The organism is Mycobacterium sp. ITM-2016-00318, from assembly GCF_002968285.2.
In the GTDB taxonomy this organism is placed as follows: Bacteria; Actinomycetota; Actinomycetes; order Mycobacteriales; family Mycobacteriaceae; genus Mycobacterium.
This window is the reverse complement of the sequence record NZ_CP134400.1, coordinates 3653934-3680444: the sequence shown is the minus strand read 5'-3', so window position 1 is coordinate 3680444 and position 26511 is coordinate 3653934. Positions and strand designations below refer to the sequence as shown.

Below are 26511 nucleotides of genomic sequence, written 5' to 3'. Positions count from 1 at the left end.
CTCACCCGCTGCGCGGGAATAGCTTGCGGAGCCCGGCTAGAAGTTGGCTGGATTTGCATAGCGGTGTGGTGATCTAGATCACTTACGCGACATAGGGCCAGATAATCGCCCATGATTAAGCTAACCGTGACGTCGTACTTGAGTACGCCGCGAATTCGCTCGAAAACGCCACGGGGGGATTAGAGTGTCCGCATGCGAGGTAGCTGTTCCCGGCGACGACTGGTGCGCAGGCTTGGCTGAGTACCGGCTGGACGACCTCGCGCGGATCTCGGGCGTCAGCTCACGCAATATCCGCGCCTACCGCGAACGCGGCCTGCTCGACCCGCCTCGGCGACAGGGGCGCTCGGCCTTCTACGACGACTACCACCTGTCCCAGCTGAAGACGATCAATCAGCTGCTTCGCAAGGGGTTCAACAGCGCGCACATCGCTGAGTTCTTCGCCCGCATGAGGGAGGGCCACGACCTCGCCGCCATTCTGGGTGTCCAGCAGGCGATCCTCGGTGGCGGGGGGGAGGACGGTCGGCCCGCGGCGGCAGCCCTCGATCTCGATCCCGACTGCGACGAAGCTCAGCGGCTGCTGTCGTATGGACTCGCCGAACTCGTCGAGGACTCGATGTCTCTCACCCATCCGGCGATGGCCGAGATCGTCACGCGGTCTGCCGATCAGCTCTCGTACGTTCGGATGATCCTGCGAGTGGTCGAATCGGCCGGCGGGACAATCGACGAGCTGTCAGCGGTTCTGGTCGCAGCCTTGGAGGACGCCATCGCCGCTCGTTACGGCGCCGGGTATGTGCCCAACCCGGAAGAGCTGGACGACGTGGCCGGGCTCATCGACGACTACCGCGATCTCGGAATCGCAATTGTCACCCATCTGCTCGACCAGGGGCTGCAGCGGCACATGGTGTCGGCCGTCTCGAATTACGCCACTGCGATCGTGGCTCGCGGCCAGTGGAAGCCGGCGGATTCCTGATCACACCCGTGTTGTCGCGGGATCGCCGCCGAAGCGCTGAGCCAGCCACACCGGGATGATCGCCACCAGTGTCAGCGCCGCGGCCACCACGTTGATGACGGGTGCCTGGTTGGGCCGGAACAGGTTCCCGAAGATCCAGATCGGCAGCGTCTGCACGGTCGGGCCCGCGGTGAAGGTCGTCACCACGATCTCGTCGAAGCTGAGTGCGAACGCCAGGATCGCACCGGCGACCAGGGCGCCGCGCATCTGAGGGAACGTCACGTAGCGGAACGTCTGCCAGGGCGACGCGCCGAGGTCGGCAGAGGCGTCCTCCAGGTCGGCGCCGAGCCTGCGAAGCCGCGCCTGCGTGTTGTTGAAAACGATGACGATGCAGAACGTGGCATGGCCGATGATGACCGTAGCCAGTCCGAGTGTGACACCGAGCGCCGAGGTGAACGTCGCATTGAGGGCGATACCGGTGACGATGCCCGGCAGCGTGATCGGCAGCACCACAAGCAGACTCAACGCCTCGCGGCCGAAGAAGCGATAGCGCTGCACCGCGAACGCGGCCATGGTGCCGAGCACCAGAGCGATCGCCGTCGCCCCGAGTCCGACCACCACCGAATTGGCCAGCGACTTCCACATGCCTTCGCTGTGCCACGCGGTGACCCACCAGCGGACGGTGAAGCCGGTCGGCGGGAACGCGAAGGTGCGCGACGAGTTGAACGCGTTGACAAGCACAAGAGCCAGCGGAACATAGAGGAACAACAGGATCAGAACAGTCCATGCCCGGACCGCGCCTCGCACGCCGCTCGACAGCATCAGACGTTCTCCAATGCGCCGGTGCGGCGCATCGCCAACAGATACAGGATGATCGCCGCCAGCGGAATGATCGACAGCGCAGCGGCAAGCGGCTGATTGTTCGCGGTTACCAATTGACCGTAGATGACATTGCCGAGCAGCTGCATCTTGCCGCCGACGATCGTCACCGCGATGTAGTCGCCGAGCGAGAGCGAGAAAGTGAATATCGAGCCGGCTGCGATACCGGGAAAGACTAACGGCGCCATCACCATCCGCACCGTCGACAGGTCGGAAGCGCCGAGGTCCGAGCTGGCGTCGATCAGCGAGTCGGGCACGCGGTCGAACGCCGCGAACACCGGGATGATCATGTACGGCAGCCATAAATACGTCAGGGTGATCACCGTCGCCGTGAGCCCGTAACCCGGTGTGTTGCCGCCCGCCCAGGCCAGCGGACCCTCCGGCGACAGAAGCATCCGCCATGCGTACGCCTTGACCAGATAGCTGGCCCACAGCGGCGTCGTCACCGCGATCACGAGCAGTACCCGCATCCGCGATGAGGCCACCTTCGCCATGTAGAGCGCCAATGGCACCGCCAGCGCGATGCAGATCACCGTGACGAGTAGCGCCACGCCGATCGTGCGAAGCGTGACGAGCCGGAACACGGAATCGGTGAATGCAGCCACGATGTTGTGGGTGGTGAACTTGTGCACCACCTTGCCGGTGAAGCTGTTGGTACCCCAGAACGCGGAGACCAGAAGCACCGCAAGCGATCCCAGATATGCCAGGACAAGCCACGCCATCGGCGGGACCAGGAGGAAAGCCAGCCCGATCCGACGCCTCGCGGACACCGAAATCGGGCCGGCTTCGATTACCCCTTGATCTGCTGCCACTTGGTGACCCACTCGTCGTAGGTCGTGCAGTTGTCGCCGCTGCCGTCGACGCACTGCTTCTGTGGCGTCGTCCAGTAGTGGATCTGGGCGGCGTAGTCGGCGTCCGTCGCGTGGAAGATGTCGCAGAAGTCCTTCTCGGTGGTGAAGTCGCACGCCTTCGTCTGACCCGGTGCCTCACCGAAGTACTCGGCCACCTGCGCGTTGATCTCCGGAGAGGTGATCCAGTCCATCCACTTGTACATGCAGTTGGGATGCGCGGCCTTCGCGCCGACCATCCAGGTGTCCGACCAACCGGTGGCGCCCTCCTTCGGCAGCACGGTGTTTACCTGAACCTTGTTGTCGGTGCCGATAAGGTTCGCGATCACCTGCCAGGTGGTGCCGATGACCGATGTGCCGGACTCGAACGCCTGCACCTCCTTGGTGTAGTCCGACCAGTACTCGCTGATGTTCTCCCGCTGCTTCTTGAGCAGATCGACTGCCGCATCCAACTGTTCCGGGGTCAGCGAATAGGGATCCTTGATACCCAACTCCGGCTTGGACTTCGACAGATAGAGTGCCGCGTCGGCGATGTAGATAGGGGAGTCGTAGGCGGTCACCTTGCCCTTGTACTTGTCGGCGCCGTCGAACACCGCGCCCCACGAGTTCGGCGCGTCACGGACGACATCGAGGTTGTACATCAACAAGTTGGCGCCCCAGCCGTGCGGGACGCCGTACATCTGGCCGTCGACGGAGTTCCACGACTTGTCCTTGAGGAAGTCGGAGATGGTCGCATAATTCGGCACCAGATCCGTGTTCACCGGAGCGACGTCGCCTGCGTAGATCAGCCGCAGCGTCGCATCGCCGGATGCCGAGACGCCGTCGTACTGCCCGGTGCGCATCAGCTGCACCATCTCGTCAGATGTATTGCCCAGCTTGACGTTCACCTGACACCCGGTCTTCTTCTCGAACGGGGTCACCCAGTCGACGGCCTTGTCGTTGGAGCCGTCCTCGGCGTAGCCGGCCCACGCGATCAGATTCAGTTCGCCTTCGACGTCGCCGAGGGCGCTCAGCGCCTCCATTTTGGGAGGGGATTCGCCCGACTCTCCTGACTCCTCGGAGCCGGAGCATCCCACGATCAGCGCCGCGCACGCGCCGAGCAGCAAACCCATCCGAACCGTTGCTTTCATGGCTACTCCTCGTCCGACAGTTGGTGAAGGGCTTTTTCCGGCCACGCCAACGTGATTGGCGTGCCGTGCTCCAGATCCGACGGCAGCCAGGTGCTGGCGGTCAGCACGGTGGCGGTGAGTGTGACTCCGTTTGACGTCGTCGCGGCGATCTTCGTGGTCGGTCCGGCGTAGATGACCTCGAGCACGGTGGCGTCCGCAGTTCGCACGCCTTGCACGGGATCGGTGCCCGGCGCGAAGACCGCGATCCGTTCCGGCCGCACGACGAATGTCCCTGCGCGGCCGACAAGTGCTTCGGCCGCGGCGCCGTCGAGCACATTGGAGGTCCCGACGAAGTCGGCGACGAACCGGTTGGCCGGGCTTTCGTAGACGTCGCGCGCCTTGCCGACCTGTTCGATGCGGCCGTTGTTGAACACCGCCAGCCGGTCGCACAGAGTCAGCGCCTCATCCTGGTCGTGGGTCACGATGACGAACGTGATGCCGACCTCGCGCTGAATCTCCTTCAGTTCGATCTGCATCTGTTCGCGAAGCTTGAGATCGAGCGCGCCGAGCGGTTCGTCGAGCAACAGCACCCGTGGCCGTCCGACGAGCGCGCGCGCCAACGCAACTCGTTGGCGTTGACCACCCGACAGCTGCGTAGGCTTGCGCGACGCTTCACCGCTCAGGCGGACCATGTCGAGTGCGTCGGAGGTACGCCTGCGGCGTTCCTCGCGCGGCACCCCCTTGACCTTCAGCCCGTACTCGACGTTCTGCGCGACGGTCATGTGAGGGAACAGCGCGTATTCCTGGAAGACGGTGTTGACGTCGCGACGCCGCGCGGGCAGCGCGGTCACGTCGATGCCGCCGAGACGGATCGTGCCCGCCGTCGGCTGCTCGAACCCGGCGATCATGCGCAGGACGGTGGTCTTACCGGATCCGGACGGCCCGAGGATCGCGAACAGCTCGCCATCGCCGACGGTCAGGTCGGCACCCTCGACGGCGACCACCCTGTGGTCACCTCTGCCCTTCACGCTCCTCGCATGCGCGCCGTCGCCGAATTCTTTGCGAACGCCGATCAATTCGATCTGTGGATCGTCAACGGCGGCAGCGGAATCTACGCGCTGCTCAGCGCCGACCATCCCCGAGGGCATTGGCAGATCCTACGAATCTCGCGGTCAAACCGCAGCGCAGTTGCGAATTCGGCGCGGTAATCGACGCTGAGCGCGCGTTTCCGCGCCGAATCCGCGGTTAGGTGAGGGTTGCGAAGAATGCCCGGATGTCGTCGACGAGCAACTGCGGGGTCTCCATGGCAGCGAAATGTCCGCCGGTGTCGAAGTCGCTCCAGTGCACGATGTTGTGCCACTTCTCGCCGTAGCGCCGAATGGCCGCATCTTCGGCGAACACCGCCACCCCGGTCGGTACGCCCGATGGCTCCGGCTCTTCTCTTCCTGCTCCTCGCGTGCGCTCCGCTCTTCCTGCTCCTCGCGTGCGCTCCGCTCTTCCTGCTCCTCGCGTGCGCAGCGAGCGGGCGTGGCTCGTCTCGTAATAGATGTCGGCCGACGAGCCGGCGGTGCCCGTGAACCAGTACAGCGACACGTTCGCCAGCAGGCGGTCGCGCGGCACCGAATCCTCGGGTAGCTCCTTGGCGGCGTTGGTCCACTCCTTGAACTTCTCGACGATCCAGGCCAGCTGCCCGACGGGCGAATCGGTCAGCCCGTAGCTCAGGGTCTGCGGCCGCGTGCTCTGAACCTTGAAGTAGCCGGTCCTCTCGGCGGCCCACTCGCGGGCCAGTGCCACCTTGCTGCGTTCGAGATCGGTGAGCGACGCGTGCTCCTCCTCGGTCAGGTTCTTGCCGGGCATGAAGCCAAACGCAGTCGCATTGACGTGCACGCCGATCACGCGGTCGCGGGCCAGACCACCCATCAGCGGCCCGATATAGGATCCCCAGTCGCCGCCCTGCACGCCGTAGCGCGAGTATCCGAGCCCCGCCATCAAGGTCGTGAAGACCTCGGCCATGCCCAGCGCGCTCCAGCCGGGGCCCGACACCGGCGTCGAGAAGCCGAACCCGACGAGGGACGGGATGACGAGGTGAAACGCCTGGGCGGGGTCGAGGCCGTGGGCGCGCGGGTCGGTCAGCGGTCCGACGACGTCGAGGAACTCCACGACCGAGCCGGGCCAGCCGTGCAGCAGGATCAGCGGCCGCGCGGCCGGTTCCGGTGACTCGACGTGCAGGAAGTGCAGGGTCTGGCCGTCGATCTCAGTCCGGAACTGCGGGTGGGCGTTGAGCGCGGCCTCCTGCGCGCGCCAGTCGAAGCCGTCGGCCCAATGATCGGCCAGCTGCCGCAGGTAGTCGACCGGCACACCGCGCTGCCATGGTGTGCCCGGCAACTGTTCGGGCCAGCGCGTCGCGGCCAATCTGCGTTTCAGATCGGCCAGGTCGGCGTCGGGGATCGCGATGCGGAACGGTTCGAGTGTCAGGTCTGCGGTCACTCCGCGATCATGCCCGCTCCCAATCCGTGTCGTTTGTTGCGGCGACATGCGAGCAGCGGCCGCAACAAACGATGCAAATAGGGTGCTGGCCCGCTGCTCAAGGCTCTACCGGGAATCTTGATACAAGTGTGACCGGTGGCGTTGAAATGGTTTGTGAGGTTTGTGTCATATCCTGTGGCACGTGTCGGTGCGCATTTCGGCCTCCCGGCCGGTGTCCCGGCGGGACCTGCTGAAGTACGCGGCCGCGGCCCCGGCGGTACTCGCCGTGCCGTCGCTGATGACTGCGCCGGAGGCCAAGGCCGCTCCACTGGGCATCCTGCTGGACTACGCGGCAGGCGTCATCAAAGCCTCCGACATCCGCGCCGCGGGCGCACATGGAGCAATCCGGTATGTCTCCGACCGCAGACCCGGTGGCCAGTGGATGCTGGGCAAGCCGATCCAGCTGCCCGAGGCGCGCGACCTGTACCAGAGCGGGCTCAAGATCGTGTCCTGCTACCAGTTCGGCAAGCAGGACACCGCAGACTGGCTCGGCGGCCAGGACGCAGGCATTCTGCACGCCAAACGCGGCTGGCAGTTACACATCGCCGCGGGCGGTTCGCACGGCGCTCCGATATACACGTCGATCGACGACGACCCGTCATATGAGCAGTACAAAGCGCAGGTTGCGCCCTATCTGCGCGGCTGGGAGACGGTGCTTGGCCACCAGCGCGTCGGCGTCTACGCCAACTCCAAGACCATCGACTGGGCGCTTCAGGACGGCCTTGGCTCATATTTCTGGCAGCACAACTGGGGCTCGCCGAAGGGCTTCGCCCACCCCGCGGCGCACCTACACCAGGTCGAGATCGACAAGCGCAATGTCGGCGGCATCGGAGTGGACATCAACCACATCCTCAAGCCGCGATTCGGCCAATGGGATTAAACCTTACCGATCAGTAAGTAACGTCAGCAAACTTCTTGCGTTGGCTGGACGTCTCGACAAGACATATTCGGCCCAAATGTCGCGTCAGAAGCAACTCGTCGACAGGTGTGGCCGAGCCCAAATTTTTACATAACGATTTGGTAACAGTCATGCTTTGATCTGCGCTGTTTCGCCTACTCGACCGTAACCACTGACATGCAGGACGTTTGTCTTGGAAGACTTCCGCCGGTTTGTCGGCCGGTGTTACGCAACGGGTGGTTACCCGAGCGTAGAACTCGCCAGTAACCATTTCGGGCGGAAAAGTAGGGCTTGGTCTTATGACACTCTTAGTACGGCTGGAGTGTCCGAGGGACGGTCCACGAAGGGCCGTCACGACCGTCCGCTGAAGCGGACGAGTCCGAAGCCAGTCGGGGTTCGACGAAGAATCCGGTGTGACCACCCGGGGGAGCCGGGTCGCACGACGCAGACACCACAGCCCGAATACGACGAAGTACGACGCGAGACGTGCACGAAGAGGACTTGAGGAGATTACGAGACGTGACGATCAATGAGAAGCATGACTGGGGTACCCAAGCGGAGCCAGGGGAGGTGTCGACCGGCCGCGACGACGAATCAGGAGCGCCTCAGTCCAGCCATGCCCTTGTCGATCGTCTGACTGCGGGCGAGCCCTACGCCGTCGCGTTCGGTGGCCAGGGCAGCGCCTGGCTGGAGAGCCTTGAAGAGCTGGTCTCCTCCGCCGGTATCGAGGCCGAGCTGGCGACGCTGGTCGGCGAGGCCGAGCTACTGCTCGAGCCGGTCGCGCGCGAGCTCATCGTGGTGCGCCCGATCGGATTCCAGCCGATGCACTGGGTCCGCGCGCTGGCAGGCGAGGAGGTCGTCCCCAACCCCAAGAACCTCACGTCGGCAGCGGTCTCCGTGCCTGGCGTCCTGCTGACCCAGATCGCAGCAGTGCGCGCACTGAATCGCCAGGGCATGGACCTGACCGCAACCCCGCCCGTCGCCGTCGCGGGCCACTCGCAGGGCGTGCTGGCAGTCGAGGCACTCGCGGCCAAGGGCGCCAAGGATGTCGAGCTGCTCGCGATGGCGCAGCTGATCGGCACCGCGGGCACGCTGGTGGCCCGTCGCCGCGGCATCTCCGTGCTCGGTGACCGCCCGCCCATGGTTTCGGTAACCAACGCCGACCCCGAGCGCATCTCCGAGCTGCTCGAGGAGTTCGCGCAGGACGTCCGCACCGTGCTGCCGCCGGTGCTGTCCATCCGCAACGGCAGGCGCTCGGTCGTCATCACCGGGACCCCTGAACAACTGTCGCGCTTCGAGCTCTACTGCCAGCAGATCGCCGAGAAGGAAGAAGCCGAGCGCAAGAACAAGGTTCGCGGGGGTGCCGTCTTCAGCCCGATGTTCGATCCGGTGCAGGTCGAGGTCGGCTTCCACACCCCGCGGCTGTCGGACGCCATCGACATGGTGGGCAACTGGGCGCAGACCGTCGGCCTCGACGTCGAGATGGCCCGCAAGATGGCCGAAGCCATCCTGGTGCGCCGCGTCGACTGGGTCAAAGAGATCAACGACCTGCACGAGGCGGGCGCCCGCTGGATCCTCGACCTCGGCCCTGGCGACATCCTGACCCGGCTGACCGCACCGGTCATCCGGGGCCTCGGCATGGGCATTGTGCCCGCCGCCACCCGTGGCGGCCAGCGCAACCTGTTCACCGTCGGCGCCGTCCCCGAGGTGGCCAAGCCGTGGTCGAGCTACGCCCCGACACTCGTCACCCTTCCGGATGGGTCGGTGAAGCTGTCGACGAAGTTCACCCGGCTGACCGGCCGCTCGCCGATCCTGCTGGCGGGCATGACGCCGACGACCGTCGACGCCAAGATCGTCGCGGCCGCCGCGAACGCGGGTCACTGGTCCGAGCTCGCAGGCGGCGGACAGGTCACCGAGGAGATCTTCGACGCACGCATCGCCGAGCTCACTTCTCTGCTCGAGCCCGGCCGCGCGGTCCAGTTCAACTCGCTGTTCCTCGATCCCTACCTGTGGAAGCTGCAGGTGGGCGGAAAGCGCTTGGTGCAGAAGGCCCGTCAGTCCGGCGCGCCGATCGACGGCGTCGTCGTCAGCGCAGGCATCCCCGACCTCGAGGAAGCCGTCGCGCTCATCGAGGAGCTCAACGAGGTCGGCATCAGCCACGTCGTGTTCAAGCCCGGCACCGTCGAGCAGATCCGCTCTGTCATCAGGATCGCCGCCGAGGTGCCGACCCGACCGGTCATCATGCACATCGAGGGCGGGCGCGCAGGCGGCCACCACTCCTGGGAGGACCTCGACGACCTCTTGCTGGCCACGTACTCCGAACTGCGGTCGCGGTCGAACATCACCGTGTGCGTCGGCGGCGGCATCGGCACCCCCGAGCGGTCGGCCGACTACCTGTCCGGGCGCTGGGCGCAGGACTACGGCTTCCCGCTGATGCCGGTCGACGGCATCCTCGTCGGCACCGCCGCGATGGCGACGCTGGAGGCGACGACCTCGCCTTCCGTCAAGCGCATGCTCGTCGAGACCGGTGGCACCGATCAGTGGATCAGCGCCGGAAAAGCCCAGGGCGGCATGGCTTCCAGCCGCAGCCAGCTCGGCGCGGACATCCATGAGATCGACAACACCGCATCGCGTTGCGGTCGCCTGCTCGACGAGGTGGCCGGTGACGCAGAGGCCGTCGCCGCGCGTCGCGACGAGATCATCGCCGCGATGGCCACCACCTGCAAGCCGTACTTCGGCGACGTCGGTGAGATGACCTACCTGCAGTGGCTGCAGCGCTATGTCGAACTGGCGATCGGCGACGGCAACAGCACCGCCGACACCGCCGCCCCCGGCAGCCCCTGGCTGGCCGACACCTGGCGCGACCGCTTCGCCGAGATGCTCAAGCGCGCCGAGGCCCGTCTGCACCCGAAGGACTTCGGGCCGATCGAGACGTTATTCGGCGCCGCCGAAAATGGGCCAGCTCTGCTCGAGAAGCCGCAGCAGGCGATCACCGAGCTCGTCGGTCGCTACCCCGACGCAGGCACCATCAAGCTGCATCCGGCCGACGTGCCGTTCTTCATCCAGCTGTGCAAGACGCTGGGCAAGCCGGTCAACTTCGTGCCCGTCATCGACAAGGACGTGCGGCGCTGGTGGCGCAGCGACTCGCTGTGGCAGGCCCACGACGCCCGCTATGACGCCGACCAGGTCTGCATCATCCCCGGTACCCAGGCCGTTGCCGGCATCACCAAGCTCGACGAGCCCGTCGGCGACCTGCTCGACCGGTTCGAGAAGGCCTCGATCGACGAGGTGCTCGCCGCGACCGCGCACGCGAGGAGCGATTCAGAAACCGCCGAGCCGGTCTCCGTGGTCAGCCGCCGCCAGGCGCGCGGCGACGTGACCGGCCCGCTGGCCGTCGTGCTCGACGCCCCCGACGTGTTGTGGGCGGGCCGGACCTCCATCAACCCGGTGCACCGGATCGGCGCGCCCGCCAAGTGGCAGGTCAACCAGAACCGTTCCGCCACACATCCTTCCACGGGTGCGCGGCTGGAAGTCTCCGACGACGAGGACATCACGCTGAGCGTTCCGCTCTCAGGAACGTGGATCAAGATCCGGTTCACGTTGCCGAAGACAACGGTCGACGGCGGCATGCCGGTGGTCACCGTCGAGGATGCGTCGAATGCGATGCGTGCGGTGCTGGCGATCGCCGCGGGCGCCGACGGGCCCGATGCGCTGGCTGAGGTGGTGGACAACACCGCACGGGTCACCGTCGACTGGGATCCGGAGAAGGTCGCCGATCACACCGGCGTCACCGCAACCTTCGGTGCGCCGTTGGCCCCCGGCCTCAAGGTGGTCCCCGACGCGCTGGTCGGCCTCTGCTGGCCCGCGGTGTTCTCGGTCATCGGTTCTGCCGTCACCGACGAGGGCTTCCCCGTCGTCGAGGGTCTGCTGAGCCTGGTCCACCTGGACCACGCGGCGCATCTGCTCACGACGCTGCCGACGACGAACGCCGAATTGACCGTCACCGCCACGGCTTCGGCGGCCGTCGACACCGAGGTCGGCCGCGTGGTGCCCGTCGAGGTGACGATCACCGACGCCTCGGGCACCGAGCTGGCCAAGCTGGAGGAGCGGTTCGCGATCCGCGGCCGTACCGGCGCTCTCGAGCTCACCGACCCGCCGCGCGCGGGCGGCGCGATGACCGACAACGCGACCGATACGCCGCGTCGTCGCCGTCGCGACGTCACCGTCACCGCACCGGGCGACATGAGCGCGTTCGCGGTTGTCTCCGGTGATCACAACCCGATCCACACCGACCGCGCCGCAGCACTGCTGGCGGGTCTGGAATCGCCGATCGTGCACGGCATGTGGCTGTCCGCCGCGGCCCAGCAGGTCGTCACCGCCACCGACGGCAAGGCCATCCCGCCTGCCCGTCTGGTCGGGTGGACGGCCCGCTTCCTCGGCATGGTATTGCCGGGAGACGAGGTCGACATCCGTGTCGATCGTGTCGGAATCGACCGTGGCGCAGAGATTGTCGAGATCGCCGCCCGCGTCGGATCCGATCTGGTGATGTCGGCGACGGCCCAGCTGGCCGCGCCGAAGACGGTGTATGCCTTCCCCGGCCAAGGCATTCAGCACAAGGGCATGGGCATGGAGGTCCGCGCCAGGTCCAAGGCCGCCCGCAAGGTGTGGGACTCCGCGGACAAGTTCACCCGCGAGACGCTGGGCTTCTCGGTGCTGCACGTGGTGCGCGACAACCCGACGAGCCTGATCGCCAGCGGCGTGCACTACCAGCATCCCGAGGGCGTGCTGTACCTGACGCAGTTCACCCAGGTCGCGATGGCGACCGTGGCCGCCGCGCAGGTCGCCGAGATGCGTGAGCAGGGTGCGTTCGTCGAGGGCGCCATCGCCTGCGGCCACTCGGTCGGCGAATACACCGCGCTGGCGTGCGTAAGCGGCGTGTACGAGCTGGAGGCACTGCTGGAGGTGGTGTTCCACCGCGGTTCGAAGATGCACGACATCGTGCCGCGCGACGAGTTCGGCCGGTCCAACTACCGGCTCGCCGCCATCCGGCCGTCGCAGATCGACCTCGACGACGACGACGTCGTGGACTTCGTCGCCGAGATCTCCGAGCGCACAGGCGAATTCCTGCAGATCGTCAACTTCAACCTGCGCGGCTCGCAGTACGCCATCGCGGGCACGGTCCGCGGCCTCGAGGCGCTCGAGGAAGAGGTCGAGAAGCGCCGCGAGATCTCCGGCGGCAAGCGGTCGTTCATCCTGGTTCCCGGCATCGACGTGCCGTTCCACTCCTCGGTGCTGCGGGTCGGTGTGGCCGACTTCCGCCGCTCGCTGGAGCGCGTCATGCCACGCGACCAGGATCCCGAGCTGATCATCGGCCGCTACATCCCGAACCTGGTGCCGCGGCCGTTCACGCTCGACCGCGACTTCATCCAGGAGATCCGCGATCTGGTCCCCGCCGAGCCGCTCGACGAGATCCTCGCCGACTACGACACGTGGCGGAACGACAAGCCTGCCGAGCTGTGCCGCAAGGTCGTTATCGAGCTGCTGGCGTGGCAGTTCGCCAGCCCCGTGCGCTGGATCGAGACGCAGGACCTGCTCTTCATCGAGGAGGCCGCGGGCGGTCTCGGCGTCGAGCGGTTCGTGGAGATCGGTGTGAAGTCCGCACCGACCGTTGCGGGGCTGGCGACCAATACGCTGAAGCTGCCCGAGTATTCGCACAACACCACTGAAGTGCTCAACTCTGAGCGTGACGCCCCGGTGCTGTTCGCGAACGACACCGACCCGGCCCACGAGGACGAAGAGGTCGCCGACGAGCCGGTCGCGCAGGAGGCAGCCGCCGCCGAACCGGCGGCCGTGGAAGCCGCCCCGACGCCGGCCGCCACCCCGACCGCGGCCCCCGGCGCTCCGGTGCCCGACGACATCACGTTCGACGCGTCGGATGCGACGATGGCGCTGATCGCGCTCTCGGCAAAGATGCGCATCGACCAGATCGAGCCGCTGGACTCCATCGAGTCGATCACCGACGGTGCGTCCTCGCGGCGCAACCAGCTGCTGGTGGACCTCGGTTCGGAGCTGGACCTCGGCGCCATCGACGGTGCCGCCGAGGCGGATCTGGCCGGGCTCAAGGGTCAGGTGACCAAGCTCGCGAGGACGTACAAGCCTTACGGCCCGGTGCTTTCCGATGCGATCAACGACCAGCTGCGCACGGCCCTCGGGCCGTCAGGCAAGCGACCTGCCGCGATCGCCGAGCGGGTCAAGAAGACCTGGCTGCTCGGTGACGGCTGGGCCAAGCACGTCACCGCAGAGGTGGCGTTGGGTACCCGCGAGGGCACCAGTGTCCGCGGCGGCGGCCTCGGCGGCCTGCACGACGGTGCTCTGGCCGACGCCGCAACCGTCGACAAGGTCATCGACGCAGCGGTGCAGTCGGTGGCAGGACGACGCGGTGTCTCGGTGGCGTTGCCGTCTGCCGGCGGCGGCGCTGGCGGCGGTGTCGTCGATTCCGCGGCGCTCAACGAGTTCGCCGAGAAGGTCACCGGCCGCGACGGCGTGCTGGCGTCGACCGCTCGCATGGTGCTCAACCAGCTGGGCCTCGACAACGTCGTTTCCGCCCCCGAGGTCTCGACCGACGCGGAGCTCATCGACCTGGTCACCGCCGAACTGGGTTCGGACTGGCCGCGTTTGGTGGCGCCGACGTTCGACGGCCGCAAGGCGGTGCTGTTCGACGACCGGTGGGCCAGCGCGCGCGAGGACCTGGTCAAGCTGTGGCTGACGGACGAGGACGAGATCGACGCCGACTGGCAGAAACTCTCACAGCGCTTCGAGGGTGCGGGCCACGTCGTCGGCAAGCAGGCCTCCTGGTGGCAGGGCAGGGCTCTGGCCGCCGGACGGAACGTCCACGCGTCATTGTTCGGCCGCGCCGCGGCAGGCGCGGAGAACCCGGGCAAGGGTCGGTACAGCGACGAAATCGCCGTTGTGACAGGCGCTTCGAAGGGCTCGATCGCGGCTTCCGTAGTAGCCGGTCTGCTCGACGGCGGCGCGACGGTCATCGCGACGACGTCCAAGCTCGACGACAGCCGTCTTGAGTTCTATCGCAACCTGTACCGCGACAACGCCCGGTTCGGCGCGGCGCTGTGGGTGGTGCCGGCGAACATGGCGTCGTACTCCGACATCGACGCACTGGTGGCCTGGGTCGGTAACGAGCAGAGCGAAAGCCTTGGGCCGCAGTCCATTCACGTGAAGGATGCGCAGACGCCGACGCTGCTGTTCCCGTTCGCGGCGCCGCGCGTCGCAGGCGACCTCTCCGAGGCGGGCTCGCGTTCCGAGATGGAGATGAAGGTTCTGCTGTGGGCCGTCCAGCGGCTGATCGGCGGGCTGTCGCACATCGGGTCCGAGCGCGATATCGCGTCCCGGCTGCACGTGGTGCTGCCCGGTTCACCGAACCGCGGCATGTTCGGTGGCGACGGCGCGTACGGCGAAGCGAAGTCCGCGCTCGACGCGGTCGTGACGCGGTGGAACGCCGAATCGTCGTGGGCGCAGCGGGTCAGCCTGGCGCATGCGCTTATCGGCTGGACGCGTGGTACCGGGCTGATGGGCGCCAACGATGCCATCGTCAACGCGGTCGAGGATGCGGGTGTCACCACCTACTCGACCGAGCAGATGGCCGCGATGCTGCTCGAGCTGTGCAGTATCGAGTCGAAAGTGGCTGCCGCGCAGAAGCCGCTGAAGGTCGATCTGACCGGTGGTCTCGGCGACATCGACATCGACATGTCCGAGCTGGCCGCCAAGGCCCGCGAGGAGATGGCCGCAGAGGCGGTGGAGGAGAGCGAGCAGCAGACCGGCACCATCGCCGCGCTGCCGTCGCCGCCGCGCGGTTTCACCTCCGCACCGGCGCCGGCGTGGGCCGATCTCGACATCGACCCCGCCGACATGGTGGTCATCGTCGGCGGCGCCGAACTGGGCCCGTACGGCTCGTCGCGGACCCGCTTCGAGATGGAGGTCGACAACGAGCTGTCGGCGGCGGGCGTTCTCGAACTGGCGTGGACCACCGGGCTGATCAAGTGGGAGGACGACCCGAAGCCGGGTTGGTACGACACCGAATCCGGCGACCTGGTCGACGAATCGGAACTTGTCGAGCGCTATCACGACGCGGTCGTGGAGCGGACCGGCATCCGCGAGTTCGTCGACGACGGCGCGATCGATCCCGATCACGCGTCGCCGCTTCTGGTTTCGGTGTTCCTCGACAAGGACTTCGCCTTCGTGGTGTCGTCGGAGGCCGACGCGCGCGCGTTCGTTCAGTTCGACCCGGAGCACACGGTTGCCACTCCGTTGCCCGACAGCAGCGACTGGCAGGTCACCCGCAAGGCGGGCACCGAGATCCGGGTTCCGCGCAAGACGAAGTTGTCGCGGACCGTCGGTGGTCAGATCCCGACCGGGTTCGACCCGACGGTCTACGGCATCAGCGCCGACATGAACACGTCGCTGGACCGCGTGGCGGTGTGGAACATCGTCGCGACCGTCGACGCGTTCCTCGGTGCGGGCTTCACTCCGACCGAGCTGATGCGCTGGGTGCACCCGACGATGGTCGCCAGCACCCAGGGCACCGGCATGGGCGGTATGACGTCGATGCAGACCATGTATCACGGCAACCTGCTCGGCCGGAACAAGCCGAACGACATTCTGCAGGAGGTGCTGCCGAACGTTGTTGCCGCGCATGTGATCCAGTCCTACGTCGGCAGTTACGGCTCGATGATCCACCCTGTCGGTGCGTGCGCGACCGCGGCGGTGTCGGTGGAAGAGGGCGTCGACAAGATCAAGCTCGGCAAGGCCGAGCTGGTTGTCGCGGGCGGCTTCGACGACCTGACGCTCGAGGCGATCATCGGCTTCGGTGACATGGCGGCAACGGCCGACACCGAGATGATGCGCGCACGGGGCATCAGCGATTCGAAGTTCTCCCGGGCCAACGACCGTCGTCGGCTCGGCTTCCTCGAGTCGCAGGGCGGCGGCACGATCCTGTTGGCCCGTGGCGATCTCGCGTTGAAGATGGGTCTGCCGGTGCTGGCCGTGGTCGGCTACGCGCAGTCGTTCGCCGACGGCGTGCACACCTCGATCCCGGCGCCGGGCCTCGGCGCGCTGGGCGCGGGCCGCGGCGGTAAGGACTCGCTGTTGGCCCGGTCGCTGGCCAAGCTCGGCGTGGGCGCCGACGACATCGCGGTGGTGTCCAAGCACGACACCTCCACGCTGGCCAACGATCCGAACGAGACGGAACTGCACGAGCGGCTCGCCGACTCGATGGGTCGCTCGGACGGCGCGCCGCTGTTCATCGTGTCGCAGAAGAGCCTGACCGGTCACGCCAAGGGCGGCGCGGCGGTGTTCCAGATGATGGGCATGTGCCAGATGCTGCGCGACGGAGTGATCCCGCCGAACCGCAGCCTGGACTGTGTCGACGACGAGCTGGCCGGCTCCGAGCACTTCGTGTGGGTGCGCGAGACGCTGCGGCTGGGGGAGAAGTTCCCGTTGAAGGCGGGTCTGATCACCAGCCTGGGCTTCGGTCACGTGTCGGGTGTCATCGCGCTGGTGCATCCGCAGGCGTTCATCGCGGCGCTCGATCCCGAGCAGCGGCAGGCCTACCAGGAGCATGCGGGCGCGCGGATCTTCGAGGGCCAGCGACGGCTGGCTTCGGCGATCGCGGGCGGCAAGCCGCTGTATGAGCGGCCTGCGAGCAACCGCCGACTCGACGACGAGGCGCCGGAGAACCGTGCAGAGGCGGACATGCTGCTGGATCCGGCGTCGCGGCTTGGCGCGGACGGCGTGTACACGCGATGAGCTGATAGCGAGAGCTAGTGTTCCTCGGATGAGCATCGTTGGCGTCGGCATCGATCTGGTCTCGATACCCGAGTTCGCAGAGCAGGTCGATCAGCCCGGCACGGTGTTCGCCGAGACGTTCACACCCGGTGAGCGCCGCGACGCCGCGGACAAGAGTTCGTCGGCGGCGCGGCACCTGGCGGCCCGCTGGGCGGCCAAGGAGGCGGTCATCAAGGCGTGGTCGGGGTCACGGTTCTCGAAGCGGCCCGTGCTGCCCGAGGGCATCCACCGCGACATCGAGGTCGTGACCGACATGTGGGGTCGGCCGCGGGTAAGGCTGACCGGCGCTATCGCCGAGCATCTGGAAAAGGTGACGATTCATCTGTCGCTGACGCACGAGGGGGATACCGCCGCCGCGGTCGCCGTGCTGGAGGAGCGCTAGCCTCGCGAGCTGGGCCCACACCGCGAGCAGACGGAAAAGTACCCGCCGCGGGGCCAAATGGGGAACTTTTGCGTCTGTTCGCGCAAAAAAGTGACCCGCTAACCTCGTCACCATGAGCGATCTGGTGGCGCGCGTGCGCAAGGTCCTTCCGTCGGTGCGGCAAGATCTGGAAGACCTCGTGCGTATCCAGTCGGTCGGCGCCGATCCGCCGCGCCGCGGCGAGGTGCAGCGCAGCGCGGAAGCGGTGGCAAAGCTGTTGTCGGAAGCCGGGTTCGGCGATGTGCAGATCGTCAGCGAGGACGGCGCACCTGCCGTGATAGCGCGGCACCCGGCGCCCAACGGTGCCCCGACCGTGCTGCTGTACGCCCATCACGATGTGCAGCCAGAGGGCGATCCCTCGCAGTGGGTGTCCCCGCCGTTCGAGCCAATCGAACGCGACGGCCGTCTGTACGGCCGCGGCAGCGCAGACGACAAGGCAGGCATCGCAACGCATCTCGCCGCATTCCGTGCGCACAACGGGCAGCCGCCGGTCGGCGTGACGGTGTTCGTCGAAGGCGAGGAGGAGACGGGATCGCCGTCGCTGAGTCGGCTGCTGGCCGCGCACAAGGACGCGTTGGCCGCCGACGTCATCGTCATCGCCGACTCCGACAACTGGACCGTCGAGATTCCCGCGTTGACAGTGTCGCTGCGTGGTCTCGCCGACTGCATCGTCGAGGTCGCCACACTCGACCACGGTCTGCATTCGGGACTGTGGGGCGGGGTGGTGCCGGATGCGCTGAGCGTGCTCGTTCGCCTGCTGGCATCGCTGCACGACGACGACGGCAACGTCGCAGTCGAAGGCCTGCACGAGGCGACGGCCGCGGATGTGGATTACCCGAAGGACCGGGTGCGCGAAGAGTCAGGCATGCTGACCGGAGTGATCGAGATCGGCTCCGGCTCTGTCCCACAACGACTTTGGGCTAAGCCGGCGATCACGGTCATCGGAATCGACACGACGCCGATCGCGTTGTCGTCGAATACGTTGGTCCCGCGTGCGCGGGCGAAGGTCAGCATGCGGGTGGCGCCGGGCGGAGACGCGGGAGCTCACCTGGAAGCGCTGACCCGTCACCTAGAGAAGCACGTACCGTGGGGCGCGCAGCTCACCGTCACGCCGGGCGACGTCGGTCAGCCGTACGCGATCGACGCGAGCGGACCGGTGTACGACGCAGCACGCGCGGCGTTTCGACAGGCGTGGGGCAGCGAGCCGGTGGACATGGGAATGGGCGGTTCCATCCCGTTCATCGCGGAGTTCGCCGAGGCATTCCCGTCGGCCAAAATCTTGGTCACCGGCGTCGAAGACCCTGGCACACAGGCTCATAGCATCAACGAGAGCCTTGACCTCGGGGTCCTGGAACGCGCCGCGACGGCGGAGGCGCTGCTGCTGGCGAAGCTGGCGCCCGCTGCACGATCGTAGATCGACGCATGAGTGCGCCCCCGGCTCTGACGAACCGGGGGCGCCTTGCTGCTCAAAGGGTTACTAGGACTTGCTTGCGGCCTTCTGGCGTGATTCCTCTGTCTTCGCCTTGGCGCGAGCCGTTTCGGCTTCCGCCTCTTTACGCGCCGCCTCGAGTTGATGCGAGGCCTTGTCGACCTGTGCTCGGCCTTCTTCCTGCAGATTGCCGTTGCCGACGATCAGACCGATTACCTGCTTGGTGAAGCCGATCGCACCCGAGACGATGCCTCGCACGGCCTCGATGGGGCCGCTGTTGTTCTCCGGCATGTGTTGCCTCCTTCTAGTGGGTCGTTCTTCTTCCGATACTTCGGCAGAGTGCTAACTATTGCAAGCATTCGTTAGCACTCTCACAAAGCAGCGAAAAAGGATTAGGCGTAAGGCGGTTTGGGTAGCGGGTGCGGCTTCTTGCACGAAACCCGTGCGTCAGACCGAGAGGTCGCGGCGCAGCTTGGCCACATGGCCGGTGGCCTTGATGTTGTACTGAGCGACCTCGATCTTGCCCTGCTCGTCGACGACGAAGGTGGACCTGATCACGCCCTGCACAGTCTTGCCGTACATCTTCTTCTCGCCGAAAGCGCCCCAGGCAGCCAGTACCTTGCGATCGGGGTCGGATAGCAATGGAAAGGTGAGCTTCTCGTTGTCGCGAAACTTGGCGAGTTTCTCCGGCTTGTCGGGGGAGATCCCGACGACGTCGAGGCCGGCGTCGCTCAATTCGGCGAGATTGTCGCGAAAGTCGCAGGCCTGCTTGGTGCATCCGGCGGTGGACGCTGCCGGATAGAAGTAGACGATGACCTTGCGGCCACGGTAGTCGGCCAGTGACGCCTTGTTGCCGTCGGCGTCGAGCAGGCTGAACGCGGGGGCCTTGTCACCCACCTCCAGGCGCGGAGTCTGTGCCACCAATGATCCCTTTCTCATCTACCGGTGCGTCGCGATTAGCGTCGGCTGATCTAGGGTAGTTCGGCAAGGCAGTGAGGACGCGGGCAGTATCAGCGGTCCGCGCCGACGCGGACGATGGAGGCGACAGTGGCGGATCGTGATCCCGAGGCGATCAAGCAGGACATCGATCAGGCCCGTGATGAATTGGCCCTCACGGTTGATTCCCTGGCCGAGCGAGCCAACCCGCAGCGGATCGCCAACGACGTCAAGTCAGGAGTCGTCCGCTTCGTCAAGAAGCCTGCGGTGGCGGTGTCGCTCGCCGGCCTGGGAGCCGTGCTGGTGGCGTTGTTCGTTCGGAAACTCAGGCGTTGATCATGCGTCGATCAGCGACGACGCCGATCCTTTAGCCAGGCGGAGAACGAAAATCCGGGCGGGTTCGCGCTGCGGCCGAGCCGACTGCAATTACGTATCGCTGCGGGCTCCAGACCGTCGTTGACCTGCGCAGCAATGTGGTTGGCAGCGGAATGAGGCGAAGATCCTGAGGTGCGGGTCGCGTCGAACGCTAGCATCAGCTAAGCCTCCCTTCCGTTCCTCGAGTGTATACCTGTCGCGTACTCGGTGGCCTCCAGCTAACCGCAGCCTAGCATAGCGTTCACTCTTTACGCAGCTTGAGGCATGTTTTAGGGATAGTCGATACGTTCCCGTTATCTGATCTTGGTTCGCAAGGCGGCTGGCCCAGCTTTTTACCCGTGATGGGCAGCACATATTGACGGAGACGTTTCCCTATTCTGAGGAGGTCGCACGATACGCGAGGTCGGCAACCACCCGAGCGATGGCGGTGTGGCGGTTGTTAGCGCTGCTCCCCGGTGACGGGTTGAATGCAAAACCATCGAGTCCGCACAGCGAGAAACCGCAAACCGGAGTTTGCCAGCTGAATGCCGGGTACCGTCGCACGGGGCCGTGGTCACAGCGTTTGAAGGGACCCGCCATGCACAAGGCTCTCCGTCCCTACATGACGGCCGGAGTTGCTGTGGTCGGAGCGAGCGCCCTCGCGATTGCGCCGGTGATCGCGGCACCGCCCGACGTGAAGATCCTCAATCCCGCGGCGCAACAGAGCGCCGGTTCGTTGGACGCCTACGTCGAATCGGTCAGGCAAGCGTTGGAGAATCTCGAGGCGTTGCTCGGTTCGGCGCTGGCGCTGCCCGCGCCAACCGGGTGGACGCTCGAACTCGCGCTCGACAACCTGTTCAATGACCCCGGCGGCAGCGTCCCATTGTTCGTCGACGACCTCGAAGCCCTCGGCCCGCTCGCCGGAGCGAGCGTGCCTGCGCTGTTGGAAAACGCCGCCGACGCAGTCCAGCAGGCGGTCGAGCACGCTGCGGAGGGCAACATCGACCTGGCGATCGCCAGCCTGATCCGGACGTACGTGACGCTCGCTCCTGCCGTCACCGCCATGGTGGGGGCACCGCTGAACGTGCTGGACCCTGACGCCGCGAAGGTCGCCACGGTCGTACTCGCCAAGTCCCTCAACGCGGCGGCCGGCCCTGTGTTGAGCGCTGTCGGCAGTACCGGTGTGGCAATGCAGAACGTGGTCGATGCGCTGAACGACGCGAAGCCCGGTTCCAACGCATTCCCCTGCACTCTGATCGCTGCGCCCGGGACGGTGCTCGATGGAGTGCTCAACGGGTTCACCGGTGCGCCCGACACCATGACATTCCCTGGGCTGCTCACGCCGGGAGACCCCTTCGACCCGACGAAGTCAGACCCGGGTCCGGTCTCACTGGCAGTGGGCCTGGCGCGGGGATTCGCGTCGGTCCTGGCGCCGCAACCGGAGTCGACAATCTTCCGTGGGCCAGATGCCCGCCGGGTTGTGACGCTGGAGGTCAATGCCGGTCGGGCGCCGCTTGTTGCCGAGGCGAAGCAACTCGACGGTGACGATCCGAACGGACTTCGAGATCTCGCCAAGGGCACTAACAAGAATGTGATGGCCGCGCAGGTTGTCGCGAAACACTCGAGCACCGACACCCACCGTCCTCGGTTGTTCGGAGGGAACCCCGTTGATCGAAGCGCCGGTAGTACTGGCGGCCTGAGCGCGCTGCGGGAAGGCTTCCGGGACGGCGTTCGTGACGCGGTGAAGACAGTTGCGGGACGGAATCGCGATGCGGCAGACGCCGGCGCGCCTGCGGGGGATGAGCCAGTCGGCCCATGAATTCATCGATCGGTCACAGCCGATAGGGAAACACCCGATTCCTCCGCGTTCATATCCGGTTAGCGTTCAAGCGATGACAGCTCCGGTGCCTTGCTACCTCGTCGAGTGGTATCACTCCGCCGTGACCGACGAGCCGCTCGACGACACCGCCGCGCGGCTGAGGAACTCAGCGGTGCTGATGTCCGAGCAGGGGTCCACGGTTCGGCTGCTCAATCTGCTCGCCGTGCCGACCGACGAGGTGCTCTTCGCTGTGTTCACCGCCGACTCAGCAAGTGCCGTCGCCGACGCATGCGACCACGCCGGAATCCCGGCGCAGAGGATCTCGACCGCGACGGAGGTGGATCTGCTCCGGACGCAGTGAAAAGTTGGTGACACGCATCTGAAGCGATGCTCACGCGGCGGCATCAGTGCGCGTCCCAGGTGTTCCACGAGGTGATCGTTTCGACGGGCGGCCTCACGGCGGGCTTGAAGTCCGTCCCCAGCGTGTAGGCGACCGGCAGCAGCGCAGCCTGTGTGACACCGTCCGGTACGCCGAGCAAGTCGGCGACCTCGTCGGCCTTCACCAAATGCAACGTTGTCCACACCGACCCCAGGCCACGTGCCCGCAGCGCCAGCATGAAGCTCCACGCCGCCGGGATGATCGACGCCCACGCGGCCGCCGCTACGGGCAACGGACTGTTCTCCAAGCGGCCCTCGATACACGGGATCACGTGCATTGGGACCTGGGCAAGCGTCGCGCTTAGCGCATGCGCACTCTCATACACCCGTCTGGTCTGCGGGTCCTCCGTCGTGCGAGCCGCGTGCGCCAGATAGGCCTCGCCGCAGCTGCGGTAGATATCGGCGATGGCGGCTCGCTTATCCGGATCGTCGACTATCAGCCATCGCCAGTTCTGGCTATTGCTCGCCGTCGGCGCCTGCACCGCCAGCCTCAGGCATTCGAGAATGACTTCCCGCTCGACGGGACGGTTCACATCGAGCCGGCGTCGAACCGCCCTCGTTGTCGAGAGCACCTCGTCGACCGCCGCGGTATCCACAGCGGTCAATCCTGCCCTTCTTCACCCAGGGGTGTCACTCAGTAGGGTCCGACTTGCCGACCGATGCCGATACATACGCCTACCTGGGGGCGCGAATCGCAGGTCGAACTCCGGAAGGGGCCATGTTGCGCGAGCCTACGACGGTCGGCGTGTCGGTCTGCTCAGCGAGTGAGCGACAAATAGAATCTGCTGGTATGCGCGTGGCTTTCCGGCGTCTGCTTACGGCCTCGCTGGTAGCCGCCAGCTTCTTCGGATTTGCCGCGATCACCGCGCCGACTGCCGGAGCACTGGGGTGGGGAGCGATCGCGATCTCGCCTGACGCCGGCAGGGTGGGCTACTCGAAAGGCCTCAATTCGGCGATCGAAGCCGAAAGGGCGGCCATCGGCCTGTGCAAAGCACGCGATTGCCGAGCAGTCGTGAATTTCACCAACGCATGCGGCGCTGTCGCTCAAGCATCCAACACGTACTGGGCATGGGGCCGAGACCGCAACAGCGCCGGCGCACAGCGCGGGGCGCTGATCTCATGCAGTCAATTAGGCCCCCGCTGCCGTGTCGTCGGCTGGGTTTGTAGCTGACCGCATACTGCGCGTCGTTCCGACTCTCCGTAGCGCTGATCAGGGCCTTCTCAACCTCGAGAAAAGGTCCACGACTCGACAGTTGCATGCAGCACTTACGCACAGCGTCAGGCGCGATGCAGGGACGACTACCCGGTTGTTGGCGGTGGCACGCTACTCCGCGAGTGTCGTCATCAGGACGCGCCGTCAGCGTGCAATGCCTGGCGGGGTGGGAAGGATGAAGAGCTTTTCGCAATTACCGCATTCCCATCGCGAGGCGGTGGCTTGTCGGCTTTTGTCGATTCGATACGTGTCAGTGCTCCCGCATCGTGGACAGGTCACTGCAGGCATATACCCACCGTAGGCCGACTCTCAGAACTCGCAACGGTGTTCCCGCCTATCGCTCCGCACTCGGACGGGTGTCCATGGCCGCCCCGGCGGCCCCAGAAGTCGCGCCTGTCCGCACGTTTGAGGCGGCCTCGCCAGCTGCTGATTCCTCATCTGGGAGGGCCATAGACGACGCGCGCCCGACGTGAGCGTTGTTTAGCTGCGAGAGGACGCGGGTACTTGCGGGTCTAGGCTGATACTTCAACGCTGAGGTATCTGTTGCCTTCCGGGCGGTCCTGTCCATGCGCCGTGAGCTTCTGCTCTCAATCCGGATTCGTCACTCGTCCAGTCGCAAGGCGCCACTTTGTGCCGTCAACATGGCTGAACGCGTTCCCGAACTCATTGCGGCTGAAAAGAAGCTAGTTACCTCCACTGAGGTCGCTCGTACCAATTCATGCCGTCGTTTACTAGAGGAGAAACAATGACCACCACGCACAACCCCACATCGGCCCGCCGCGAGGACGTATCGGCAGGCCGCGCTGGTGCAGCGGACGTTAAGCGGGTCAACCGCCTAGCCCGCGGCGGCGAGACGAAGGCGTTCTATAAGACGACTGAGTTCGTCGTCTTCGTCGTCGCAACCCTCGGAGTCCTGCTCGCGTCCTTCTTGGTCGAGACCAGCGGCGCACACGAAGATTACTTTCGCGCCGACCAGGCATGGCTTTACGTCGTGATTCTCAGCGTCGGCTACATGGTGAGCCGTGGACTGGCAAAGTCGGGTAGCCGTCATCACGACGATGCCTAAGTCATTCTGCAGAACCTTCTAAGCTCCTGCACCCGGGCCCTTCGCAGTTGTGAAGGGCCCGGGCTCTCTTAAGTTGGCACATGCCAAGAGTGCGTCCGTTCGGCATCGGCTAGGTGCTTGAGTCATCCTCTTGCCGGTCGTCGGGATAGGTTGCCATCCTCCCCCAGACGATGAGCTCGGCCTGATACCGCTGCTCGGCCACGCTCAGCTCCCGCATCTAGGGGAGTGTCAAGGATCACCCGAAGCAGCAGTACAAGTCGGCGCTGCTGCGGCACCAGACTGCTATAAGGCGGTGTTCTCGGCCGTCGGTGTACGGGCCAACCGCCTTGGAATCAGCGCGCTAGCGGGTAGGTGTCGGGGTCCAAGGACTGTACATCTGTTCGATCAGATCTTTGGCGATGAGCGTGGCCGCGGCCCGACCATCCGCGGTGGGATGCAGGTTGACCCAGACCACGATCGTCACTTGGTGTTGGGGGTCGGTGCCAGCGAAAGTGTTGAAGCCTGGAACTTCACCGGTATGCCCGTACAGCGCACCGTATTTCGCGATGCCCAACCCGTACTGTGGCGCATCGGGTTCTGCCGGATTCGTTGATTGCAGGCTGGCGATTCGTTTGGCTTGCATGTCGGGATCGAGCAGTTGCCCGTCGGCCAACGCCTCAATCCAGGTAGCCAGGTCCGCCACGGTGGAGATGCCGGCGCCGGCCGCCCAGGCCCACGACGGGTTCAAGGATGTCTGATCACTGGGCTGCAGCGTGCCGGACTTTGCTGCCGCCTGCATGTCGGGCGGTACCGCCGCCGGTGAGCCCATGGTCAGCACGTTGTTGCCATACATATACCCCTGGGGATGCGGGTCCGGGATGGCGCTTGAGGTGCTGGGCGGAAACAGCGTGTCCTTGAGCCTGAGCGGGGTGAACAAACGATCCTGAAACACCTGCGACAGCGGTTTAGCGTCAAGCATCTCGGCGATGAGCCCGAGCAGAACCGTGTTGGTGTTCGAATAGTGGTAGCCCGTTCCGGGTGGGGAGTAGGGGGGATGGCTATAGGCCAGCGTGAGCAATTCCTCGGAGTTCCACACTTTCTGCGGATTGCTGTCGCCGATCTCGTTTAGTTCGCGCGTCGAGGTGTAGTTATAAAGTCCGCTGCGCATGTTCAACAAGTCGGCGATGGTGATGTGGTCACCGCCCGGAACATCGGGCCGGAACTTCGACACCGGGTCATCGAGGCTGAGCTTGCCCTCCTGGGCCTGCTGCAGGATCACGGTGCCGGTCCACGTCTTGGTGATCGATCCAATGCGGACGTGATCGGCCAACGACACCGGAGTTGTGCCACCCACCGTGGTGGTGCCGTACGTCGTGCTGAGCTCACCGGCAGGTGTGCGCACCAAGACGACAGCCCCAGGCACGAGCATCTCCCTGGCCATCGAGGAGAGCCGCACCCTCAGCGTCATCTGGTTGATGGGCGTAAACCCAGCGGTCGAGCTGTCCGACGAGGATGGGTTTGGCGACGGACCGGCACCGCAGGCGCCGACAAGTAAGGCAACGCCGACAATCTGAATCCGAAGCCATCCAAGCCGCAAGTGGGAAGCCCAGGCAGTAGCAGCCACTACCGACCTCCTCCGCGAGGCGACATCCGGGTCTGCGCCTAGCTTTCCGGCGGCGCGTAACGCACGCTACTACTACCCGTTCCGTAATTCGGCCAGCATTGGGCCGGCGGACACCGTGGATCCTGCGCCGGGTGGCCCGCCTCGCCCCGGTCACCGGTCGAACTG

Annotated in this window: 20 protein-coding genes; 10 read left to right on the top strand and 10 right to left on the bottom strand. The window is 65.8% G+C overall.

Features of this window, described 5'->3' with window-relative positions; all coding sequences use genetic code 11:
* Window positions 1-184 precede the first annotated feature (184 nt).
* Window positions 185-970, top strand: a complete 786-nt coding sequence (locus C6A82_RS17915; protein WP_233216807.1) for a MerR family transcriptional regulator — start codon at window positions 185-187, stop codon at window positions 968-970.
* On the opposite strand, the gene C6A82_RS17910 is transcribed toward C6A82_RS17915, so the two are convergent.
* The 5 genes from C6A82_RS17910 to C6A82_RS17890 all read right to left on the bottom strand — a co-directional run bounded on the left by C6A82_RS17910 (window position 971) and on the right by C6A82_RS17890 (window position 6272).
* Window positions 971-1771 carry an ABC transporter permease gene (locus C6A82_RS17910; RefSeq protein WP_199193646.1) on the bottom strand — a complete coding sequence of 267 codons (801 nt, stop codon included), beginning with the start codon at window positions 1769-1771 and terminating at the stop codon, window positions 971-973.
* A complete protein-coding gene (locus C6A82_RS17905; RefSeq protein ID WP_396836267.1) occupies window positions 1771-2640 on the bottom strand; it encodes an ABC transporter permease in 870 nt (289 codons plus the stop codon). The genes C6A82_RS17910 and C6A82_RS17905 overlap by 1 nt, the downstream gene beginning before the upstream one ends.
* Window positions 2619-3806, bottom strand: a complete 1188-nt coding sequence (locus tag C6A82_RS17900; protein WP_105343015.1) for an ABC transporter substrate-binding protein — start codon at window positions 3804-3806, stop codon at window positions 2619-2621. Before C6A82_RS17900 ends, C6A82_RS17905 begins: the two co-directional genes overlap by 22 nt.
* Before the next feature lie 2 nt (window positions 3807-3808).
* Complete coding sequence (locus C6A82_RS17895) at window positions 3809-4933, bottom strand: ABC transporter ATP-binding protein (protein WP_105343017.1); 1125 nt, start codon at window positions 4931-4933, stop codon at window positions 3809-3811.
* A 97-nt stretch (window positions 4934-5030) separates the two neighbouring features.
* On the bottom strand, window positions 5031-6272 hold the full coding sequence (locus tag C6A82_RS17890) for an epoxide hydrolase family protein (protein WP_233216808.1): 1242 nt from the start codon (window positions 6270-6272) through the stop codon (window positions 5031-5033).
* Window positions 6273-6483: 211 nt separating this feature from the next.
* On the opposite strand from C6A82_RS17890, the gene C6A82_RS17885 reads away from it, so the two are divergent.
* From C6A82_RS17885 to C6A82_RS17870, 4 genes are all read left to right on the top strand, one after another.
* Complete coding sequence (locus C6A82_RS17885) at window positions 6484-7191, top strand: DUF1906 domain-containing protein (protein ID WP_396836821.1); 708 nt, start codon at window positions 6484-6486, stop codon at window positions 7189-7191.
* Window positions 7192-7779: 588 nt separating this feature from the next.
* Entirely contained in the window at window positions 7780-17028 is a 9249-nt protein-coding gene (locus C6A82_RS17880) for a type I polyketide synthase (protein ID WP_199193679.1), read from the top strand.
* Window positions 17029-17056: 28 nt separating this feature from the next.
* Window positions 17057-17449, top strand: a complete 393-nt coding sequence (locus C6A82_RS17875; protein WP_105343799.1) for a holo-ACP synthase — start codon at window positions 17057-17059, stop codon at window positions 17447-17449.
* 112 nt (window positions 17450-17561) lie between these two features.
* A complete protein-coding gene (locus C6A82_RS17870) occupies window positions 17562-18902 on the top strand; it encodes a dipeptidase (protein ID WP_105343796.1) in 1341 nt (446 codons plus the stop codon).
* Between the two features lie 63 nt (window positions 18903-18965).
* Here C6A82_RS17870 and C6A82_RS17865 read toward each other — a convergent pair whose 3' ends face one another.
* Both C6A82_RS17865 and bcp read right to left on the bottom strand, forming a co-directional pair.
* Window positions 18966-19208, bottom strand: coding sequence for a CsbD family protein (locus C6A82_RS17865; protein WP_105343794.1), 243 nt, complete (start codon window positions 19206-19208; stop codon window positions 18966-18968).
* Window positions 19209-19364: 156 nt separating this feature from the next.
* Window positions 19365-19838: a thioredoxin-dependent thiol peroxidase gene (bcp, locus tag C6A82_RS17860; RefSeq protein WP_105346551.1), complete on the bottom strand. Its 474-nt coding sequence runs from the start codon at window positions 19836-19838 to the stop codon at window positions 19365-19367.
* Between the two features lie 126 nt (window positions 19839-19964).
* Between bcp and C6A82_RS17855 the strand changes: the two genes are divergently transcribed.
* The 3 genes from C6A82_RS17855 to C6A82_RS17845 all read left to right on the top strand — a co-directional run bounded on the left by C6A82_RS17855 (window position 19965) and on the right by C6A82_RS17845 (window position 22387).
* Window positions 19965-20189: a DUF3618 domain-containing protein gene (locus tag C6A82_RS17855; RefSeq protein ID WP_105346581.1), complete on the top strand. Its 225-nt coding sequence runs from the start codon at window positions 19965-19967 to the stop codon at window positions 20187-20189.
* Between the two features lie 616 nt (window positions 20190-20805).
* Window positions 20806-22026 carry a hypothetical protein gene (locus C6A82_RS17850; protein WP_105346553.1) on the top strand — a complete coding sequence of 407 codons (1221 nt, stop codon included), beginning with the start codon at window positions 20806-20808 and terminating at the stop codon, window positions 22024-22026.
* Between the two features lie 73 nt (window positions 22027-22099).
* Window positions 22100-22387: a hypothetical protein gene (locus tag C6A82_RS17845; RefSeq protein ID WP_105346554.1), complete on the top strand. Its 288-nt coding sequence runs from the start codon at window positions 22100-22102 to the stop codon at window positions 22385-22387.
* Between the two features lie 43 nt (window positions 22388-22430).
* Here the strand turns inward: C6A82_RS17845 and C6A82_RS17840 are convergent, their stop codons facing one another.
* The gene (locus C6A82_RS17840) at window positions 22431-23069 is read right to left on the bottom strand and encodes a nitroreductase family protein (protein WP_199193835.1); all 639 of its coding nucleotides are present in this window, start codon (window positions 23067-23069) and stop codon (window positions 22431-22433) included.
* A 113-nt stretch (window positions 23070-23182) separates the two neighbouring features.
* Between C6A82_RS17840 and C6A82_RS17835 the strand changes: the two genes are divergently transcribed.
* Entirely contained in the window at window positions 23183-23635 is a 453-nt protein-coding gene (locus tag C6A82_RS17835) for a DUF4189 domain-containing protein (protein WP_311101909.1), read from the top strand.
* Between the two features lie 186 nt (window positions 23636-23821).
* Here the strand turns inward: C6A82_RS17835 and C6A82_RS27000 are convergent, their stop codons facing one another.
* Complete coding sequence (locus C6A82_RS27000) at window positions 23822-23965, bottom strand: transposase (protein ID WP_142405991.1); 144 nt, start codon at window positions 23963-23965, stop codon at window positions 23822-23824.
* Between the two features lie 457 nt (window positions 23966-24422).
* Between C6A82_RS27000 and C6A82_RS17830 the strand changes: the two genes are divergently transcribed.
* On the top strand, window positions 24423-24743 hold the full coding sequence (locus C6A82_RS17830) for a hypothetical protein (protein ID WP_105346559.1): 321 nt from the start codon (window positions 24423-24425) through the stop codon (window positions 24741-24743).
* A 340-nt stretch (window positions 24744-25083) separates the two neighbouring features.
* Here the strand turns inward: C6A82_RS17830 and C6A82_RS17825 are convergent, their stop codons facing one another.
* Window positions 25084-26346 (bottom strand): serine hydrolase, encoded by a 1263-nt coding sequence (locus tag C6A82_RS17825; protein WP_199193836.1) that lies wholly within the window; start codon window positions 26344-26346, stop codon window positions 25084-25086.
* Window positions 26347-26511: the final 165 nt, after the last annotated feature.

Coding starts and splice junctions, on each gene's coding strand:
- C6A82_RS17910 (WP_199193646.1), bottom strand. CDS start 1,771: ATGCTGTCGAGCGGCGTGCGAGGCGCGGTCCGGGCATGGACTGTTCTG.
- C6A82_RS17900 (WP_105343015.1), bottom strand. CDS start 3,806: ATGAAAGCAACGGTTCGGATGGGTTTGCTGCTCGGCGCGTGCGCGGCG.
- C6A82_RS17895 (WP_105343017.1), bottom strand. CDS start 4,933: ATGCCCTCGGGGATGGTCGGCGCTGAGCAGCGCGTAGATTCCGCTGCC.
- C6A82_RS17875 (WP_105343799.1), top strand. CDS start 17,057: ATGAGCATCGTTGGCGTCGGCATCGATCTGGTCTCGATACCCGAGTTC.
- C6A82_RS17870 (WP_105343796.1), top strand. CDS start 17,562: ATGAGCGATCTGGTGGCGCGCGTGCGCAAGGTCCTTCCGTCGGTGCGG.
- C6A82_RS17865 (WP_105343794.1), bottom strand. CDS start 19,208: ATGCCGGAGAACAACAGCGGCCCCATCGAGGCCGTGCGAGGCATCGTC.
- C6A82_RS17850 (WP_105346553.1), top strand. CDS start 20,806: ATGCACAAGGCTCTCCGTCCCTACATGACGGCCGGAGTTGCTGTGGTC.
- C6A82_RS17845 (WP_105346554.1), top strand. CDS start 22,100: ATGACAGCTCCGGTGCCTTGCTACCTCGTCGAGTGGTATCACTCCGCC.
- C6A82_RS17835 (WP_311101909.1), top strand. CDS start 23,183: ATGTTGCGCGAGCCTACGACGGTCGGCGTGTCGGTCTGCTCAGCGAGT.
- C6A82_RS27000 (WP_142405991.1), bottom strand. CDS start 23,965: ATGCCTGCAGTGACCTGTCCACGATGCGGGAGCACTGACACGTATCGA.
- C6A82_RS17830 (WP_105346559.1), top strand. CDS start 24,423: ATGACCACCACGCACAACCCCACATCGGCCCGCCGCGAGGACGTATCG.